The organism is Pseudomonas nunensis, from assembly GCF_024296925.1.
In the GTDB taxonomy this organism is placed as follows: Bacteria; Pseudomonadota; Gammaproteobacteria; order Pseudomonadales; family Pseudomonadaceae; genus Aquipseudomonas; species Aquipseudomonas nunensis.
Genome location: NZ_CP101125.1, coordinates 6,151,070 through 6,166,367, shown reverse-complemented (window position 1 = coordinate 6,166,367; position 15,298 = coordinate 6,151,070). Strand labels below are relative to the sequence as shown.

Annotated in this window: 13 protein-coding genes; 10 read left to right on the top strand and 3 right to left on the bottom strand. The window is 60.3% G+C overall.

Going from position 1 to position 15,298, the window contains the following annotated elements:
- Window positions 1-79 precede the first annotated feature (79 nt).
- Window positions 80-406, top strand: coding sequence for a DOPA 4,5-dioxygenase family protein (locus NK667_RS27080; protein ID WP_054048060.1), 327 nt, complete (start codon window positions 80-82; stop codon window positions 404-406).
- Here the strand turns inward: NK667_RS27080 and NK667_RS27075 are convergent, their stop codons facing one another.
- Window positions 407-808 carry a GFA family protein gene (locus NK667_RS27075; protein WP_054617172.1) on the bottom strand — a complete coding sequence of 134 codons (402 nt, stop codon included), beginning with the start codon at window positions 806-808 and terminating at the stop codon, window positions 407-409.
- Window positions 809-1,204: 396 nt separating this feature from the next.
- Here NK667_RS27075 and NK667_RS27070 point away from each other — a divergent pair, with 396 nt between their 5' ends.
- The 9 genes from NK667_RS27070 to NK667_RS27030 all read left to right on the top strand — a co-directional run bounded on the left by NK667_RS27070 (window position 1,205) and on the right by NK667_RS27030 (window position 11,768).
- The gene (locus NK667_RS27070; protein WP_054617173.1) at window positions 1,205-2,512 is read left to right on the top strand and encodes a CitMHS family transporter; all 1,308 of its coding nucleotides are present in this window, start codon (window positions 1,205-1,207) and stop codon (window positions 2,510-2,512) included.
- 85 nt (window positions 2,513-2,597) lie between these two features.
- Window positions 2,598-3,365, top strand: a complete 768-nt coding sequence (locus NK667_RS27065; RefSeq protein ID WP_054048054.1) for a TerC family protein — start codon at window positions 2,598-2,600, stop codon at window positions 3,363-3,365.
- Between the two features lie 307 nt (window positions 3,366-3,672).
- Window positions 3,673-5,331 (top strand): Na/Pi cotransporter family protein, encoded by a 1,659-nt coding sequence (locus NK667_RS27060; protein ID WP_054617174.1) that lies wholly within the window; start codon window positions 3,673-3,675, stop codon window positions 5,329-5,331.
- 166 nt (window positions 5,332-5,497) lie between these two features.
- Window positions 5,498-6,886, top strand: coding sequence for a M16 family metallopeptidase (locus tag NK667_RS27055; protein WP_054617175.1), 1,389 nt, complete (start codon window positions 5,498-5,500; stop codon window positions 6,884-6,886).
- Window positions 6,887-7,173: 287 nt separating this feature from the next.
- On the top strand, window positions 7,174-8,202 hold the full coding sequence (locus tag NK667_RS27050) for a DUF5924 family protein (protein WP_054617176.1): 1,029 nt from the start codon (window positions 7,174-7,176) through the stop codon (window positions 8,200-8,202).
- A gap of 54 nt (window positions 8,203-8,256) precedes the next feature.
- Window positions 8,257-9,405: an ABC transporter permease gene (locus NK667_RS27045; RefSeq protein ID WP_054048046.1), complete on the top strand. Its 1,149-nt coding sequence runs from the start codon at window positions 8,257-8,259 to the stop codon at window positions 9,403-9,405.
- Window positions 9,402-10,205: an ABC transporter ATP-binding protein gene (locus NK667_RS27040; protein ID WP_054048044.1), complete on the top strand. Its 804-nt coding sequence runs from the start codon at window positions 9,402-9,404 to the stop codon at window positions 10,203-10,205. Before NK667_RS27045 ends, NK667_RS27040 begins: the two co-directional genes overlap by 4 nt.
- 1 nt (window position 10,206) lies before the next feature.
- A complete protein-coding gene (locus NK667_RS27035; protein ID WP_054048042.1) occupies window positions 10,207-11,145 on the top strand; it encodes an MlaD family protein in 939 nt (312 codons plus the stop codon).
- Window positions 11,142-11,768 carry an ABC-type transport auxiliary lipoprotein family protein gene (locus NK667_RS27030; RefSeq protein ID WP_054617177.1) on the top strand — a complete coding sequence of 209 codons (627 nt, stop codon included), beginning with the start codon at window positions 11,142-11,144 and terminating at the stop codon, window positions 11,766-11,768. Before NK667_RS27035 ends, NK667_RS27030 begins: the two co-directional genes overlap by 4 nt.
- A gap of 135 nt (window positions 11,769-11,903) precedes the next feature.
- Here the strand turns inward: NK667_RS27030 and NK667_RS27025 are convergent, their stop codons facing one another.
- On the bottom strand, window positions 11,904-13,133 hold the full coding sequence (locus tag NK667_RS27025) for a nucleoside recognition domain-containing protein (RefSeq protein ID WP_054048038.1): 1,230 nt from the start codon (window positions 13,131-13,133) through the stop codon (window positions 11,904-11,906).
- Window positions 13,134-13,345: 212 nt separating this feature from the next.
- Window positions 13,346-14,677 (bottom strand): glutamate/aspartate:proton symporter GltP, encoded by a 1,332-nt coding sequence (gene gltP, locus NK667_RS27020; RefSeq protein WP_054048036.1) that lies wholly within the window; start codon window positions 14,675-14,677, stop codon window positions 13,346-13,348.
- Between the last annotated feature and the right edge of the window lie 621 nt (window positions 14,678-15,298).

Sequence of the window (15,298 nt, the reverse complement as noted above, 5' to 3'; positions counted from 1 at the left end):
GAGTTCCTTATTTCCTACGTATATGGCGTGTGACCTGTAGGGAACGGTGAGGGTTCGACCGGGATTTCGAGAGGTTCAAATGCAACAGATCACTGGCTACCACGCCCACGTCTATTTCGACGCCAGCACCATCGACCAGGCACGGGCCTTGTGTGAGCAGGCGGCCAAGGTATTCCCGCTGAAGATGGGCCGCGTGCACGAGCGCCCGGTCGGTCCGCACCCGGACTGGAGTTGCCAACTGGCATTCGGGCCGGAGCTCATCGGTGAGGTGCTGCCGTGGCTGGTGCTCAATCGCAACGGCCTGGTGGTGTTCCTGCACCCGGACACCGGCGATGATCTGCTCGACCACACCGAGCACGCGGTATGGATGGGCGCGATCCGGCCGCTGAACCTTTCTATTTTCTGATCAGATGCTTTCCTCGGCTTCACCGGGCAAATGTTCGTCCAGGTGCAGCCAGGGCAAGCGGCTGTCGGTCCAGATGTGCCGGTCGGCCGGGGCGTCTTCAGGGTGATCGAGCGTGGCGATGGTCAGGTCGATGCTCTCGGGGCTGAGCTGGGTTATGAGCGCAACCTGGGCCCCACAGGTCGGGCAGAAATATCGCGCGCAATGTTCAGAAGAGTCGTACCGCGCGGGTATCCCGCCCAGCCATTCGAAGTGTGAGGCGGGCACGGTGATCCAGGTGGTCACGATCCCGCCACTGACCCGTCGGCAAATCGAGCAATGGCAGTGGGCGATGTCGTGCAACGGCCCGCTGAATTGATAGCGCAGATGGCCGCAATGACAGCCGCCTGTATGAATATCGCCCATGTGTTCACTCCTCATCAGTGTTGACCGCTTCGCGAGCAGGCTCGCTCCCACATTGGAATGCGTATCCCTGTGGGAGCGAGCCTGCTCGCGAATGCTTCAACTCGGCTTACCATCCGTCCGACGACCGGTCGCACACCCGGTCAATGCTTTCAGCAACGAAAGCTTGATGAAAGCTTTGCCCATTAGGATCGCCCCCACTACCGGCAACAGACCGGTTGGCCAATGCCTGTGTTTTATCGCTGGTACGGTCCAATTAACAACAACAATGGTGATTCTGATGTCCTCTGCTACCCGCCGCTTTGCCGCAACTCCCCCCGTACGCCTAGTGCTTCCCGTTCTGCGCTGACCCCACCCGGTTCGCCCATTCCCTAGCCGCGCTACGCCTGGAGTATTCCCATGCTGACTTTCCTTGGCTTCGCCATGGTCATCACGTTCATGTTCCTGATCATGACCAAGCGCCTGTCCGCGCTGATCGCTTTGATCATTATTCCAATCATCTTTGCCCTGTTCGGCGGTTTTGCAACGAAGATCGGCCCAATGATGCTCGAAGGCATCACCAAGCTTGCGCCGACCGGCGTGATGCTGATGTTCGCCATTCTGTACTTCGCCCTGATGATCGACTCCGGCCTGTTCGACCCGGCCGTGCGCAAGATCCTAAAACTGGTCAAGGGCGACCCGTTGAAAGTTTCGGTCGGCACCGCCGTTCTGGCGCTCGTTGTCTCCCTCGATGGTGACGGCGCGACCACTTATATGATCTGCGTGGCCGCCATGCTGCCGCTCTACAGCCGCATCGGCATGAGCCCGCGAATCATGGCTGGCCTGATCATCCTCGCCGGCGGCGTGATGAACATGACCCCGTGGGGTGGCCCGACGGCCCGTGCCGCGAGTGCGCTGCACGTCGACCCGTCCGACATTTTCGTGCCGATGATTCCGGCGATGCTGGCCGGCGTGGTGGCGATCCTGGCGATTGCCTACTTCTACGGTAAACGTGAGCGTGCTCGCCTGGGTGAATTGCACCTGGCCGGCGACGAAGTGGACCACAGTGAAATCAGCGTTTCGCAGTTCCCGGATGCCCGTCGTCCGAAGCTGATCTGGTTCAACGGCGCGTTGACCATTGCCCTGATGTGCACCCTGATCGCCGGCCTGTTGCCGCTGCCTGTGTTGTTCATGGTGGCGTTCAGTATTGCGATGATCGTCAACTATCCTTGCCTGCAACAGCAGAAGGATCGTGTGGCGGCCCACGCCGGTAGCGTGCTGGCAGTGGTCGGTTTGATCTTCGCGGCGGGTATCTTCACCGGTATCCTGTCGGGCACCGGCATGGTCGATGCGATGTCGAAAAGCCTGCTGGCGGTGATCCCGGATTTCCTCGGCCCGTACCTGGCCGTGATTACGGCGTTGGTGAGCATGCCGTTCACCTTCTTCATGTCGAACGATGCATTTTATTACGGCGTGTTACCGGTGCTTGCCGAAGCCGCCAGTCACTACGGTATAACCGCCGTAGAGATGGCACGTGCCTCGATCGTCGGTCAGCCCGTCCACTTGCTGAGCCCGCTGGTTCCATCGACCTACCTGTTGGTGGCCCTGGCCGGTATCGAATTTGGTGATCACCAGCGCTTTACCCTCAAGTGGGCAGTGCTGGTGTGCATGTGCATATTGGTTGCAGCGTTGCTGATGGGGATCTTCCCGGTATTCAGCACGCTGTAAGCCCAAGACTCACCATGGCGGGTCCAGGCTTTGCAGTTTGAAGCCCGGGCCCTTTGTGGTTTAACACTCGCTCAAAGGAAAAAACATGGAATGGCTGACCAACCCTGAAATCTGGGTTGCCTTCTTCACCCTGACTGCCCTGGAGATCGTCCTGGGCATCGATAACATCATCATGATCTCGATCCTGGTCAGCCGTATGCCCAAGCATATGCAGGCGCGCACCCGGATTTTCGGCCTGGCGCTGGCCATGGTCACGCGGATCCTGTTGCTGCTGTCGATCACTTGGGTCATGCGCCTGACTGCCGACCTGTTCGAAGTGTTCGGCCAGGGGATTTCCGGGCGTGACCTGATTCTGTTCTTCGGTGGCCTGTTCCTGCTGTGGAAGAGCTCGCAAGAGATGTACCACGCACTGGAAGGTGAAGACGAAACCAATGAGGAGCCGGGCGGCAAGGGCGGCAAATTCCTCTACACGATCATCCAGATTGCGATCATCGACATCGTGTTCTCGCTGGACTCGGTGATCACTGCTGTCGGCATGGTTTCCCACGTACCGGTCATGGTCGCGGCGATCATCGTCGCCGTGCTGGTGATGATGTGGGCGTCCGGCACCATCAGCGAATTCATCGACAAACACCCGTCGCTGAAGATGCTGGCGCTGTCGTTCCTGTTGATCGTCGGTACGGTGCTGATTGCCGAATCCTTCGATGTGCACGTGCCAAAAGGCTACGTCTACTTCGCCATGGCGTTCTCGCTGGCGGTGGAAGCGATCAACATCAAAATGCGCACCGCGATCGCGAAAAAGAAAAAACAGCAGGACCCGGTGAAACTGCGCAAGGACATTCCTGGGCAGTAACCCGAATGCTGTAGCCCTGCGTACCCTGTGGGAGCGGGCTTGCTCGCGAAGGCGGAATATCAGTCGACATCAATGTTGCCTGATACGACGCTTTCGCGAGCAAGCCCGCTCCCACATTTGGTTTTGCGGTGCTTTTTCTCAATCGAATCAAGCTGTTTTTATGACAGTTTTGTTTCAATCACTTCTTTAGCTATGCGATGCTGGCGCCCAGACCGTTAGCCAACTACAGCTTAAGTACAGAACGTAGAACGTCGCGCGGTACCGTCAACTTGTCCCTTTGGGACGCTACCACCACAGGGGGCCCAGCATGCTGACCCTGCTCAATTTGCTATCTGCCGTGACCTTGCTGATCTGGGGCACGCACATCGTCCGAACCGGCATCCTGCGGGTCTACGGTTCCAACCTGCGCCATGTGATTGGCCAGAACATGTCCAAGCGTGGCTTGGCGTTCATCGCCGGCATCGTCGTGACCGCCATGGTCCAGAGCAGCAACGCCACAGCCATGCTCGTCACTTCCTTCGTCGGTCAGGGCCTGATGGCGCTGACCCCGGCCCTGGCAACCATGCTCGGCGCCGACGTCGGTACGGCGCTGATGGCGCGGGTGCTGACGTTTGACCTGTCGTGGCTGTCGCCGCTGCTGATCTTCCTCGGGGTGATTTTCTTTCTGTCGCGCAAACAGACCCGCGTCGGGCAGATGGGCCGGGTGGCGATCGGCCTGGGGCTGATCATCCTGGCGCTGCAACTGATTGTCGAAGCCGCTGCGCCGATCACCCACGCTCAGGGAGTGAAGGTGATCTTCGCCTCCCTGACCGGCGACATCCTGCTCGATGCGCTGATTGGCGCGCTGTTCGCGATGATTTCCTACTCCAGCCTGGCGGCCGTGCTGCTGACCGCGACCTTGGCCGGTGCCGGCGTGATCAGCCTGCCAGTCGCCATCGGCCTGGTGATCGGCGCCAATATCGGCAGCGGCGTGTTGGCGTTCATGAGCACCAGCATGCAAAACGCGGCCGGCCGCCAAGTGGCGCTGGGCAGCCTGTTGTACAAGTTGATCGGCTTGCTGCTGATCATCCCGGTGCTCGATCCGCTGGTGCACTGGATCGACAGCCTGGACTTCAGCTCGCAGGAAATGGTCATCGGCTTCCACCTGCTCTACAACACCGCGCGCTGCCTGATCCTGCTGCCGAGCGTCGGGCCGATGGCCAAGCTTTGCGCGTGGCTGTTGCCGGAACGTCCGGAACTCAACGGCATGGCCAAGCCCCGGCACCTCGACGCCACTGCGCTGGTCACCCCGAGTCTGGCACTGGCCAACGCCGCCCGGGAAACCCTGCGCATCGGCGACCTGATCGACAACATGCTCGAAGCCATGCTCGACGTGCTGCATGGCAAACAGACTGCCGTGACCCAGGAAATGCGCCGCCTGACCGATGATGTCGAGGCGCTGTACAGCGCGATCAAGCTCTACCTGGCGCAGATGCCTCGCGAAGATCTCAGTGATCAGGACAGCCGCCGTTGGGCGGAAATTATCGAACTGGCGATCAACCTCAAACTCGCCAGCGACCTGATCGAACGCATGCTGCGCAAGGTCCAGCAGCAGAAAACCTCGCAGCGCCGGTCGTTTTCCGAGGTGGGCCTGGAAGAGCTGGCGGGGCTGCACAGTCAGTTGATTTCCAACCTGCGCCTGGGGTTGTCGGTGTTCCTCAGCAGCGACCCGGAAAGTGCGCGCCAGTTGCTGCGTGAGAAACGTCGCTTTCGCGCACAGGAACGCCGCTTGGCCCATGCTCATGTCAGCCGATTGCAACGTAAGATCGTGCAAAGTATCGAAACCAGTTCGCTGCACCTGGAGCTGATTGCCGACATGAAACGCCTGAATTCGCTGTTTTGCAGCAGCGCCTACGCGGTCCTGGAAACCGCCGACACAGGGGCACTGGCGGCTGACGATTTGGCGGACATCACACATTCGCCTTGAACGTCTGGCAGTGTGGTCAGTCAGTAACAATGGTTCAGCCATTCAGGCCTCTTCGCGAGCAAGCCCGCTCCCACATTGGAATGCGTACTCCTGTGGGAGCGGGCTTGCTCGCGAAGAGGCCCTGACTGACGACACGGATCTCCAATCAGCCGTATGGAAGCTCGTTATGCATTGTCTGTTATTCGCCTGTCTGTTGCTCGGTTCATTTCCTTCGTTTGCCCTGGATCGTTTCCAGGTCGAAGGCTATGCGCTGCCCAACGGTCTGCAATTGATGCTCAAGCCCGGCACTGATCGCGGACACGTGGCAATTCGCCTGGTGGTCGGCGTCGGTTTCGATGACTTCAAATGCGCTGACAAAGAGCTGCCGCACCTGCTTGAACATTTGCTGTTCAGCGGCATCGACGCCAGCGGCGAAGGTGGCTTGGAGGAGCGCATGCAGGCGTTGGGCGGTGAATGGAACGCCTACACCAGCAACGCCGACACCACGTTCGTCATCGAAGCCCCGGCGAAAAACCAGCGCAAGGTCCTCGACCTGCTGCTGGCGCTGCTGACCCAGACCCGCATCGACGACAACGCGATCAACGCCGCCAAGCAAGTGGTCGAGCGCGAAGATGGCGGTCACTACTCACACTTGCAGCGCTGGATGGATCGTCAGGACCTGGGCCACACCGCCAGTAATCAACTTGCCGTGGAACTGGGCCTCAAATGCCCCGAGCGTGCGGAAGTCGGTCACCTGACGAGCGAGCAACTGGAGACGGTGCGCAAGGCCTGGTACGCGCCGAATAACATGACGCTGATCGTGGTCGGTGACCTCGACAAATTGCTGCCGGCCTATCTGGAACGGGCCTATGGCGCATTGGAAGCGGTCGACCCCACCGACCATTTGCCGCTGCCAGAAATCAACGCCAGCGCCGCTCATGAACGCAGCCTGATTCACGGTTTTGTCGGTGGTGGCGCGAAGTTGCACTGGCTGGTCCCGGAGCCGGTGCTGGAAGACATACCGGACCAGACTTTCGACTTGCTCAAGGACTATCTGGATTGGGCGCTGTATCGGCAGATGCGCCTGGCCCATGGCTTGTCCTACGGCCCTTGGGCTGAGCGCGAGTTGTTCGGCAGCGTTGGTTTCATGAGCCTGAATGCCGACCTAGAGCGCGAAAACGTCGCCGAAGCCGAGCAGGTGCTGGAGGACATGAAGGCCGAGTTGCTCAAGAACGGCCTAGATGTCGAGACCTTTGACCGCCTCAAACAAGCCGCCATCGCCCGTCAGTCGTGGGCCGTTCAAGGTAACAGCGCCTTGGCCGATTATTATTGGGGTGCCCTGGGCGATTATGAGGACGGCCGTTTCACCGACCCGGCCAAGGAACTGCAAGGCGTAACCCTGGAAGAAGCGAACAAGGCCATGCGCGAGTTGCTGCTGCAGCCGGGGTATTTGCGGATCGAGAAGCCGTTGATCAGTGATGACCAGTTGTTGTGGGCGATTGCCGGGGTATTTGGGTTGGTGCTTCTTGGGTTGCTCGCCTGGCGTGTTCACCACCGGACACCGCGACCTGTGTAGCAGCTGGCGAAGCCTGCGTTCGGCTGCGAAGCAGTCGCGAGATCAGGCGATGCGGTGATTCAGGAAGATTGCGTGCTAAGGTTTTACGACTGCTTCGCAGCCGAACGCAGCCTCGTGCCTCGGCAGCTGCTACATGAGTCAAACGCAGCCTCGTGCCTCGGCAGCTGCTACATGAGTCAAACGCCGCTGCTACATGAGTACATGAGTCGAACGCAGTTCTCTCGCCACACGGACTCGCCAGCGCTACCCTGTCGAGGATTTTTCCTACGACTAGTGTGAACCGCCGAATGCCTAACCTGCCCCTCATCGTCCAGCGCATCCTTGAATTGATGAAGCGCTATCCCGGGGTCATTGCGCTCGGTGGTTTTGTCTCGGGTGTCGGCAGCTTCATGCTGGTGGATCGCCAACAGGGCCTGGCGACGTGGATCACTACCATCATGCTGATCAGTTGGGTCTGGCTGATGCTGGAAAACAGTCTGACGCAGCTGTTCACCCGGGTCTTCAAACGCGAAATCCCCCAGCCGTTGCTGCGTTACGCGACGCAGATGATCCACCAGGAAAGCCTGTTTTTCGTCCTGCCGTTTTTCTTCATCACCACCACCTGGAACAGCGGCCAACTGTTTTTCACCGGGTTGTTGAGCATCGCGGCGCTGATTTCCATCACCGATCCGCTCTACTACAAATGGCTAGCGCCCCGGCGCTGGGCGTTCCTGGCGTTGCATACCCTGACGTTGTTCGCCGCCCTGCTCACCGCCCTGCCGGTCATCCTGCACCTGACGACTTCCCAGAGCTTCAAACTGGCCCTGGGCATCTCGGTGTTGTTGTCGTTCCCGAGTCTGGCGTCGATCTTCCCGATTCGCACCGTGCGCAACGCTTTGGCGATTCTCAGTATCACGCTGGGCATTGGCGCCCTCGGTTGGGTCCTGCGTTCGTGGGTGCCGCCGGCCACGCTGTGGATGACCGACGTGGCCATCAGCACTGAAATGCAGGACCGCACCCCCGGCGATAGCCTGGATGAAGTCAGCGCCGAGCAGATTCGCGGCGGCGGGCTCTATGCCTACACCGCGATCAACGCCCCGCGCGGTCTGGATGAGCGGATTTATCACGTCTGGCAGTTCAACGGCCAGGAAGTCGACCGCATCCCGCTGGATATTCATGGCGGGCGCAAGGAAGGCTACCGGGCCTGGACCCATAAGCAGAACTTCCCCGGCAACCCGGCGGGCAAATGGCAGGTCCGCGTGTTGACCGAGGACGGCCAGGTGATTGGCGTGCTGCGCTTCGTGGTCAAGGACAGCACACCGACCAAAGAAAAGTAATGCGGTTCGTGCTATTACGTAATCCTGCTTAACAGCCGAACAAGCACGGAGCTTATGACCAGCAGCACATTGGCCGGTAATGCCCAGTTAGACACCTCGCACACCCCTGCTCAATTGCGGGTCACGGGTGACTGGACGCTTGCCCATTACGCTGACCTCAAGCGCCTGGGCGACAAGCTTCGCGGCCAGTACGACGACAGCACCCACATCGACCTCAACGGCCTCGGCGCCCTCGACACTGCCGGGGCTTCGTTGCTGGTGGAGTTGCTGGGTTCAGAACGCCTCGGTCGCTCCGCCGAACACCCCGAATGCACCCTTTCCAACGCCGATCGCGCGTTGCTGCAAACCGTCTACTGCTCGCTGAGCGACTTCTGCGTCCCGTTAAAGGAACCGGAAATCGGCACCGGCATTCAACTGCTGACCCGCATCGGTCGTGCCGTTGACACAGTCTGGCAAGACACTCTGCAACTGTTGGGCTTCGTCGGCCTGATCCTCGAAACCATCGCCCGTGGGCTGTTCCGGCCCAAGCGCTGGCGCATTACGCCGATGGTCGCGCACATCGAACAGACCGGCCTCGACGCCGCGCCCATCGTTGCCCTGCTGACCTTTCTGGTGGGCGCGGTGGTGGCGTTTCTCGGGGCGACGGTGCTGGCGAGTTTCGGTGCGAGCATTTTTACCGTGGACCTGGTGGCGTTCTCGTTCCTGCGCGAATTCGGCGTGTTGCTCACCGCGATCCTGATGGCCGGGCGCACCGCCAGTGCATTCACCGCGCAGATCGGTTCGATGAAGGCCAACGAAGAAATCGACGCGATCCGCACTTTGGGCCTCGATCCGATGGAGTTGCTGGTGGTGCCGCGAGTCCTGGCGCTGCTGGTGGCGCTGCCGATGCTGACCTTTCTGGCGATGATCTCCGGGATTGTCGGTGGCGGCGTGGTGTGCGCGGTGTCGCTGGGGATTTCGCCGGCGATGTTCCTCTCGCTGCTGCAAACCGACATTGGCGTTCAGCACTTTCTGGTGGGGATCGTTAAAGCGCCGATCTTCGCGTTTCTGATCGCCGCGATTGGCTGTCTCGAAGGCTTCAAAGTCAGCGGCAGCGCCGAATCCGTCGGCGCCCACACCACGTCCAGCGTGGTCCAGTCGATTTTCGTGGTGATCGTGCTGGATGCCGTGGCCGCGTTGTTTTTCATGGAGATAGGCTGGTGAGTCGTCTACCCCGAGCGCCCTCCGAGGCGGTGATCGAAGTCCGTGGGCTGTGCAACCGTTTTGGTAGCCAGAGCGTGCACGAGAACCTTGACCTGGATTTGTACAAGGGCGAAATCCTTGCGGTGGTCGGCGGCTCCGGCAGCGGCAAATCGGTGTTGCTGCGCAGCATCGTCGGCTTGCGCCAGCCCAGTGAAGGCGTGGTGAAAGTCTTCGGCAAGAACCTGCCGACGCTGTCGGAACATGAGCGTTCGATGGTCGAACGGCGCTTCGGCGTGCTGTTCCAGAAAGGCGCGCTGTTCTCGTCGCTGACAGTGACCGAGAACGTCGCCCTGCCCCTGATCGAACACGCCGGCCTCAGCCGCGCCGACGCCGAGCACCTGGCGGCGGTGAAACTGGCGCTGGCCGGGCTGCCGTTGTCGGCGGCGGACAAATACCCCGCGTCCTTGTCCGGCGGCATGATCAAGCGTGCGGCGCTGGCCCGGGCGCTGGCGCTGGATCCGGACATCCTGTTCCTCGACGAACCCACCGCTGGCCTCGACCCGATTGGCGCCGCCGCTTTCGATCAACTGATCCTGACCCTGCGCGATGCCTTGGGCCTGAGCGTTTTCCTGGTGACCCACGACCTCGACACGCTCTACACCATCACCGATCGGGTGGCGGTGTTGGCGCAGAAAAAAGTGCTGGTGGCGGACGCCATCGACAAGGTGTCTGAAACCGACGATCCGTGGATTCACGAATACTTCCATGGCCCTCGCGGCCGCGCGGCGCTGACGGCCGCCCAACAGTTAAACGAGGTCTGACATGGAAACCCGAGCCCATCATGTATTGATCGGCCTGTTCACCGTGATTGTGGTGGCGGGCGCCCTGCTCTTCGGCTTGTGGCTGGCCAAGTCCAGCGTGGATACCGAGTTCAAGGACTACGAAATCGTCTTCAATGAGGCGGTCAGCGGTTTGTCCAAGGGCAGCGCCGTGCAGTACAGCGGGATCAAGGTCGGCGATGTCGTCAGCCTGCGCCTGGACCCGAAAGATCCGCGCCGGGTGCTGGCGCGGATTCGCCTCGGTGGCGACACGCCGATCAAGGAAGATACCGAGGCCAAACTGGCGCTGACCGGGATCACCGGCACTTCGATCATCCAGCTCAGTGGCGGCACGCCGCAAAGTCCCAAGCTCAAGGGCAAGGACGGCGAGTTGCCGACCATCATCGCCGCGCCCTCGCCTATCGCCCGGCTGCTGAATGACAGTAACGACCTGATGGCCGGTGTGAGCACGCTGATGCACAACGCCAATCAGATGTTTTCGGCGGACAACGTCGAGCGCATCAGCAAAACACTCGAACACTTGGAGCAAACCACCGGCACCATCGCCGAGCAGCGCGGTGATATCCGCCAGGCCATGCAGCAACTGGCCTCGATCGGTAAACAGGCCAGCGCCACCCTTGAGCAAACCACCGCGCTGATGCGCAATGCCAACGGCTTGCTCAACGATCAGGGCAAGCAGATGTTTGGCAGCGCCGGGCAAGCGATGAAGTCGCTGGAACAGACCACTGCGACCATCGACAAACTGCTGACCACTAACCAAGACTCCCTGAACAGCGGCATGCAGGGCCTCAATGGCCTGGCGCCGGCGGTGCGTGAATTGCGCGACACCCTGAGTTCGCTGCGGGCGATTTCCCAGCGACTGGAAGCCAACCCCAGCGGTTACCTGCTGGGCAGCGACAAGAACAAGGAATTCACGCCATGAAGCTGACTCACCTCACCCTCCTCGCTAGTTTTGCGCTGGTCAGCGCCTGCTCGATTTTGCCCAAGGCTGAGCCATCCGATGTCTATCGCTTGCCCTCGACCCAGAGCGGCGCAGCGGCCAGTCATGGCACGCCGCAGCATTGGTCGCTGCGCCTGGCCAAGCCTCAGGCCAGCGAAGCGTTGAACAGTCCGAAAATCGCGGTGATCCCGCAGGGTGATTTGATCAGCAGCTACAAAGCGTCGCGCTGGAGTGATCCGGCCCCGGTGTTGCTGCGTAATCGTCTGCTGGATGGTTTTCAGCGTGATGGTCGGGTGTCGTTGTTGAGCACCGATGACAGCAATTTCCAGGCGGATCTGGAACTGGGCGGTAACCTGCAAGCGTTCCAGACCGAATATCAGGGCTCGAACGCGAGTGTGGTGGTTCGCCTGGATGCGTTATTGGTGCGCGGTTATGACCAGCGAATCCTCGCCAGCCACCGCTTTGAAGTGCGCCAGCCGCTGAGCGACGTGAAGGTGCCGTCGGTGGTGGCCGGGTTTGGCCAGGCCAGCGATCAATTGACCGCGCAGGTGGTCGCTTGGGCGGTGGAACAAGGACAGAAAGTCGTCCCGCCACTGAGACCCTGAACCCCATACAAAACCAATGTGGGAGCGGGCTTGCTCGCGAATGCGGTGTGTCATTCAGCAATGATGTTGACTGATACACCGCATTCGCGAGCAAGCCCGCTCCCACAGGGTTTTTATTTCACAGTGGTTTTGTGGTTAACCAAAGAACCAGTAGCAAACCCCGATCGCACCCAGCACCCCGGCCAGTTCCGCGAGCAACGCACACCCCACCGCATGCCGCGCCCGTTGGATGCCGACCGCGCCGAAGTACACCGCCAATACATAGAACGTGGTTTCGGTACTGCCCTGAATCGTCGCCGCCACCAGCGCCGGGAAGCTGTCCACCCCGGAAGTCTTCATGGTTTCGATCAGCATCGCCCGGGCGGCGCTGCCGGAGAACGGCTTGACCATCGCGGTCGGCAGCGCATCGACAAAGCGCGTGTCCCAACCGGCCCACTCCACCAGGTGCCGAATTCCATCCAGGCCGAAGTCCAGCGCGCCGGACGCCCGCAGTACGCCCACCGCACAGAGCATCGCCACCAGGTATGGCAGCAGATTCTTCGCCACGTCGAAGCCTTCTTTGGCGCCCTCGACGAACGCTTCGTAGACCTTCACTTTGCGCATCGCGCCAATGATCAGGAACACCATGATCAGCCCGAACAGCGTCAGGTTGCCGAGGATCGAGGACAGCCCCGCCAACGCCGTGGCTGAGAGCGTCCCCAGCAGCGCCATGAAGGCACCCAGTGCCAACGCACCGGGAATCAGATAGGCAAGCACCACCGGGTCCCACAGGCGCAGGCGTTGCATGAATGCCACGGACAACAGGCCGACGATGGTCGAGCAACTGGTGGCGAGCAGGATCGGCAGGAACACCAGGGTCGGGTCCGGCGCACCTTGTTGGGCGCGGTACATGAAGATCGTCACCGGCAGCAGGGTCAGGGACGAGGCGTTGAGTACCAGGAACAGGATCTGCGCGTTGCTGGCGATGGTGGCGCTGGGGTTGAGCTCTTGCAGCGCCTTCATGGCCTTGAGGCCGATCGGCGTCGCGGCGTTGTCGAGGCCCAGGCCGTTGGCGGCGAAGTTCAGGGTGATCAGGCCGATGGCCGGGTGACCCGCCGGGACTTCCGGCATCAGGCGCAGGAACAGCGGGCCCAGCGCCTTGGCCAGCCACTCGACGATCCCGGCCTTCTCGGCGATCCGCAGGAAGCCCAGCCACAGGGTCAGTGTGCCGAACAGCAGGACCATGACCTCCACCGACAGCTTGGCCATGGCGAAGATGCTTTCCACCATCGCTGCGAAGATCCCGGCATTGCCGCCGATCAGCCACTGCGCCATTGCCGACACGGCTGCCACGATGAAGAAGCCAAGCCACAGGCCATTGAGCATCAGTTAAATCCCCCGAAGAATGCGGCGAATGATAGCGGGGTCGCCAGAAACGACAAACCCCGGATTTCTCCGGGGTTTGTTTTGACGCGCGCTGGTAGCACCTGAACCCTGTAGGAGCGAGGCTTGCCCGCGAAGGCGGTGTGTCAATCAACATAGATGTTGAATGTACCGGCCTCTTCGCGAGCAAGCCCGCTCCCACAAGGGGTTATGCATCAGCCTTTGGAAATTTCACCGGCCGGCAGTTTTTCCTTGCTGCGCCAGTGCGGCAGGGAGTTCCAGTAGCGCTCGCCCTTGGCGTCGTCGTACATGCCTTCCCAGCGAGAGATAACCAGCACGGCCAAGGCGTTGCCGATCACGTTCAATGCGGTACGCGCCATGTCCATGATGCGGTCGACACCGGCGATGAACGCCAGGCCTTCCAGCGGAATACCCACGCTGCCCAGGGTGGCCAGCAGCACCACGAAGGACACGCCCGGTACGCCGGCGATGCCTTTGGAGGTGACCATCAGGGTCAGCACCAGCAGCAATTGCTGGCTGATCGACAGATCGATGCCGTAGAGCTGGGCAATGAAGATCGCTGCGATGCTCTGGTACAGGGTCGAACCGTCGAGGTTGAACGAGTAACCGGTCGGCACCACGAAGCTGCAAATGGCTTTCGGCGCGCCGTAGGCTTCCATCTTCTCGATCACACGCGGCAGCACGGTTTCGGAACTGGCGGTGGAGTAAGCCAGCACCAGCTCATCCTTGAAGATGCGCATCAGCTTGATCACCGAGAAGCCAAACAGCTTGGCGATCAGGCCCAGCACCACGAAGGCGAAGAAGGCGATGGCGAAGTAAACCAGCACCACCAGTTTGGCCAGTGGCAGCAGCGAGGCAAAACCGAAGTTGGCCACGGTCACCGCGATCAGGGCGAACACGCCGATCGGGGCGTAGTTCATGATCATGTGGGTGACTTTGAACATGCTCTCGGAGACGCCCTGGAACATCTTCACCAGCGGCTCGCGCAGGTCCGATTGCAGGCTCGACAGACCGAGGCCGAACAACACGGAGAAGAAGATGATCGGCAGCATCTCGCCGCGCGCCATGGCCGCGAAGATGTTCGACGGGATCAGGTTGAGGATGGTTTCGATGAAGGCGTGTTCATGTTGAACCTCGGCCGCCGTCGCCTGGTACTTGGAAATATCCACGGTACCCAGGGTGCTCATGTCGATGCCGGTGCCCGGATGAACCACGTTGGCCAGCACCAGACCGACCAGAATGGCGATGGTGGTGACGACTTCGAAGTAGAGAATGGTCTTCAGACCGATGCGCCCGAGCTTCTTCGCATCACCGACGCCGGCAATACCGACCACCAGCGAGGAGATGACGATCGGGATCACGATCATCTTGATCAGACGGATAAAGATATCGCCCGCAGGTTGCAGGACGTTGCTGATCCACCAGGCTTTTTCGGCACTGAAATGGTTGAGCAGCGCACCGATTGCAATCCCCAATACCAGACCGATCAGGATCTGCCAGGCGAGGCTAAGCTTTGCCTTCTTCATATCATTACCCTTACTTCAGTTTGACTCGGGCAGATGCGCGAACTGGAACGCTCAGTGGCGGAAAAGTCTGTGCATCTGCCCCCGTATAAGGTGCCCCGCAAGCGCGTAATTACGGCTCTTCGGCAGGCGAAAAAAGGCGCAACTATTCCGATGCAAGGAAGCGACGTCTAATGCCGTAAACGCCTACCCTATGCCGAATCGGCATGAGCTTTTTCAAATGAAACTGGCGTCCCAACCGGTTCGAATACGACATTTCGGCAGGCATAAGTGCCGTGAACCGGCCATTTCAGAGCAGGTTGGTTGTTTTTTAAACAGTTGAATTCATGGCAAAACTTGGGAAAAAGCCCACGTTTGATAGCGAAAACTCCCGCGACGAAAGTCGGAGGTTTCTCGATATACGGTCGTGAAGAAACACCGCGAAACGGTTTTGCGGGGAATATGCAGCAGAAGGGAACAAGCGAAGTGCTCTAGATCAACGTTTTGCACGTTGGAAGCTCTTCGCAAGTCCGTCGAGCCACTGAGGGCCGGCGAACTTGCGTCGCAGCTTTACTGACCTGACCCGGCCCTTGCGCAAGCACTCCATGTGCCCGTAGGTCACTCCGACCCTGAAGCAGTCAAAGC

Excerpts from the sequence above, each read along its gene's own strand:
- NK667_RS27080 (WP_054048060.1), top strand. The coding sequence starts at position 80 with ATGCAACAGATCACTGGCTACCACGCCCACGTCTATTTCGACGCCAGC.
- NK667_RS27075 (WP_054617172.1), bottom strand. The coding sequence starts at position 808 with ATGGGCGATATTCATACAGGCGGCTGTCATTGCGGCCATCTGCGCTAT.
- NK667_RS27070 (WP_054617173.1), top strand. The coding sequence starts at position 1,205 with ATGCTGACTTTCCTTGGCTTCGCCATGGTCATCACGTTCATGTTCCTG.
- NK667_RS27065 (WP_054048054.1), top strand. The coding sequence starts at position 2,598 with ATGGAATGGCTGACCAACCCTGAAATCTGGGTTGCCTTCTTCACCCTG.
- NK667_RS27060 (WP_054617174.1), top strand. The coding sequence starts at position 3,673 with ATGCTGACCCTGCTCAATTTGCTATCTGCCGTGACCTTGCTGATCTGG.
- NK667_RS27055 (WP_054617175.1), top strand. The coding sequence starts at position 5,498 with ATGCATTGTCTGTTATTCGCCTGTCTGTTGCTCGGTTCATTTCCTTCG.
- NK667_RS27050 (WP_054617176.1), top strand. The coding sequence starts at position 7,174 with ATGCCTAACCTGCCCCTCATCGTCCAGCGCATCCTTGAATTGATGAAG.
- NK667_RS27045 (WP_054048046.1), top strand. The coding sequence starts at position 8,257 with ATGACCAGCAGCACATTGGCCGGTAATGCCCAGTTAGACACCTCGCAC.
- NK667_RS27035 (WP_054048042.1), top strand. The coding sequence starts at position 10,207 with ATGGAAACCCGAGCCCATCATGTATTGATCGGCCTGTTCACCGTGATT.
- NK667_RS27030 (WP_054617177.1), top strand. The coding sequence starts at position 11,142 with ATGAAGCTGACTCACCTCACCCTCCTCGCTAGTTTTGCGCTGGTCAGC.
- NK667_RS27025 (WP_054048038.1), bottom strand. The coding sequence starts at position 13,133 with ATGCTCAATGGCCTGTGGCTTGGCTTCTTCATCGTGGCAGCCGTGTCG.
- gltP (WP_054048036.1), bottom strand. The coding sequence starts at position 14,677 with ATGAAGAAGGCAAAGCTTAGCCTCGCCTGGCAGATCCTGATCGGTCTG.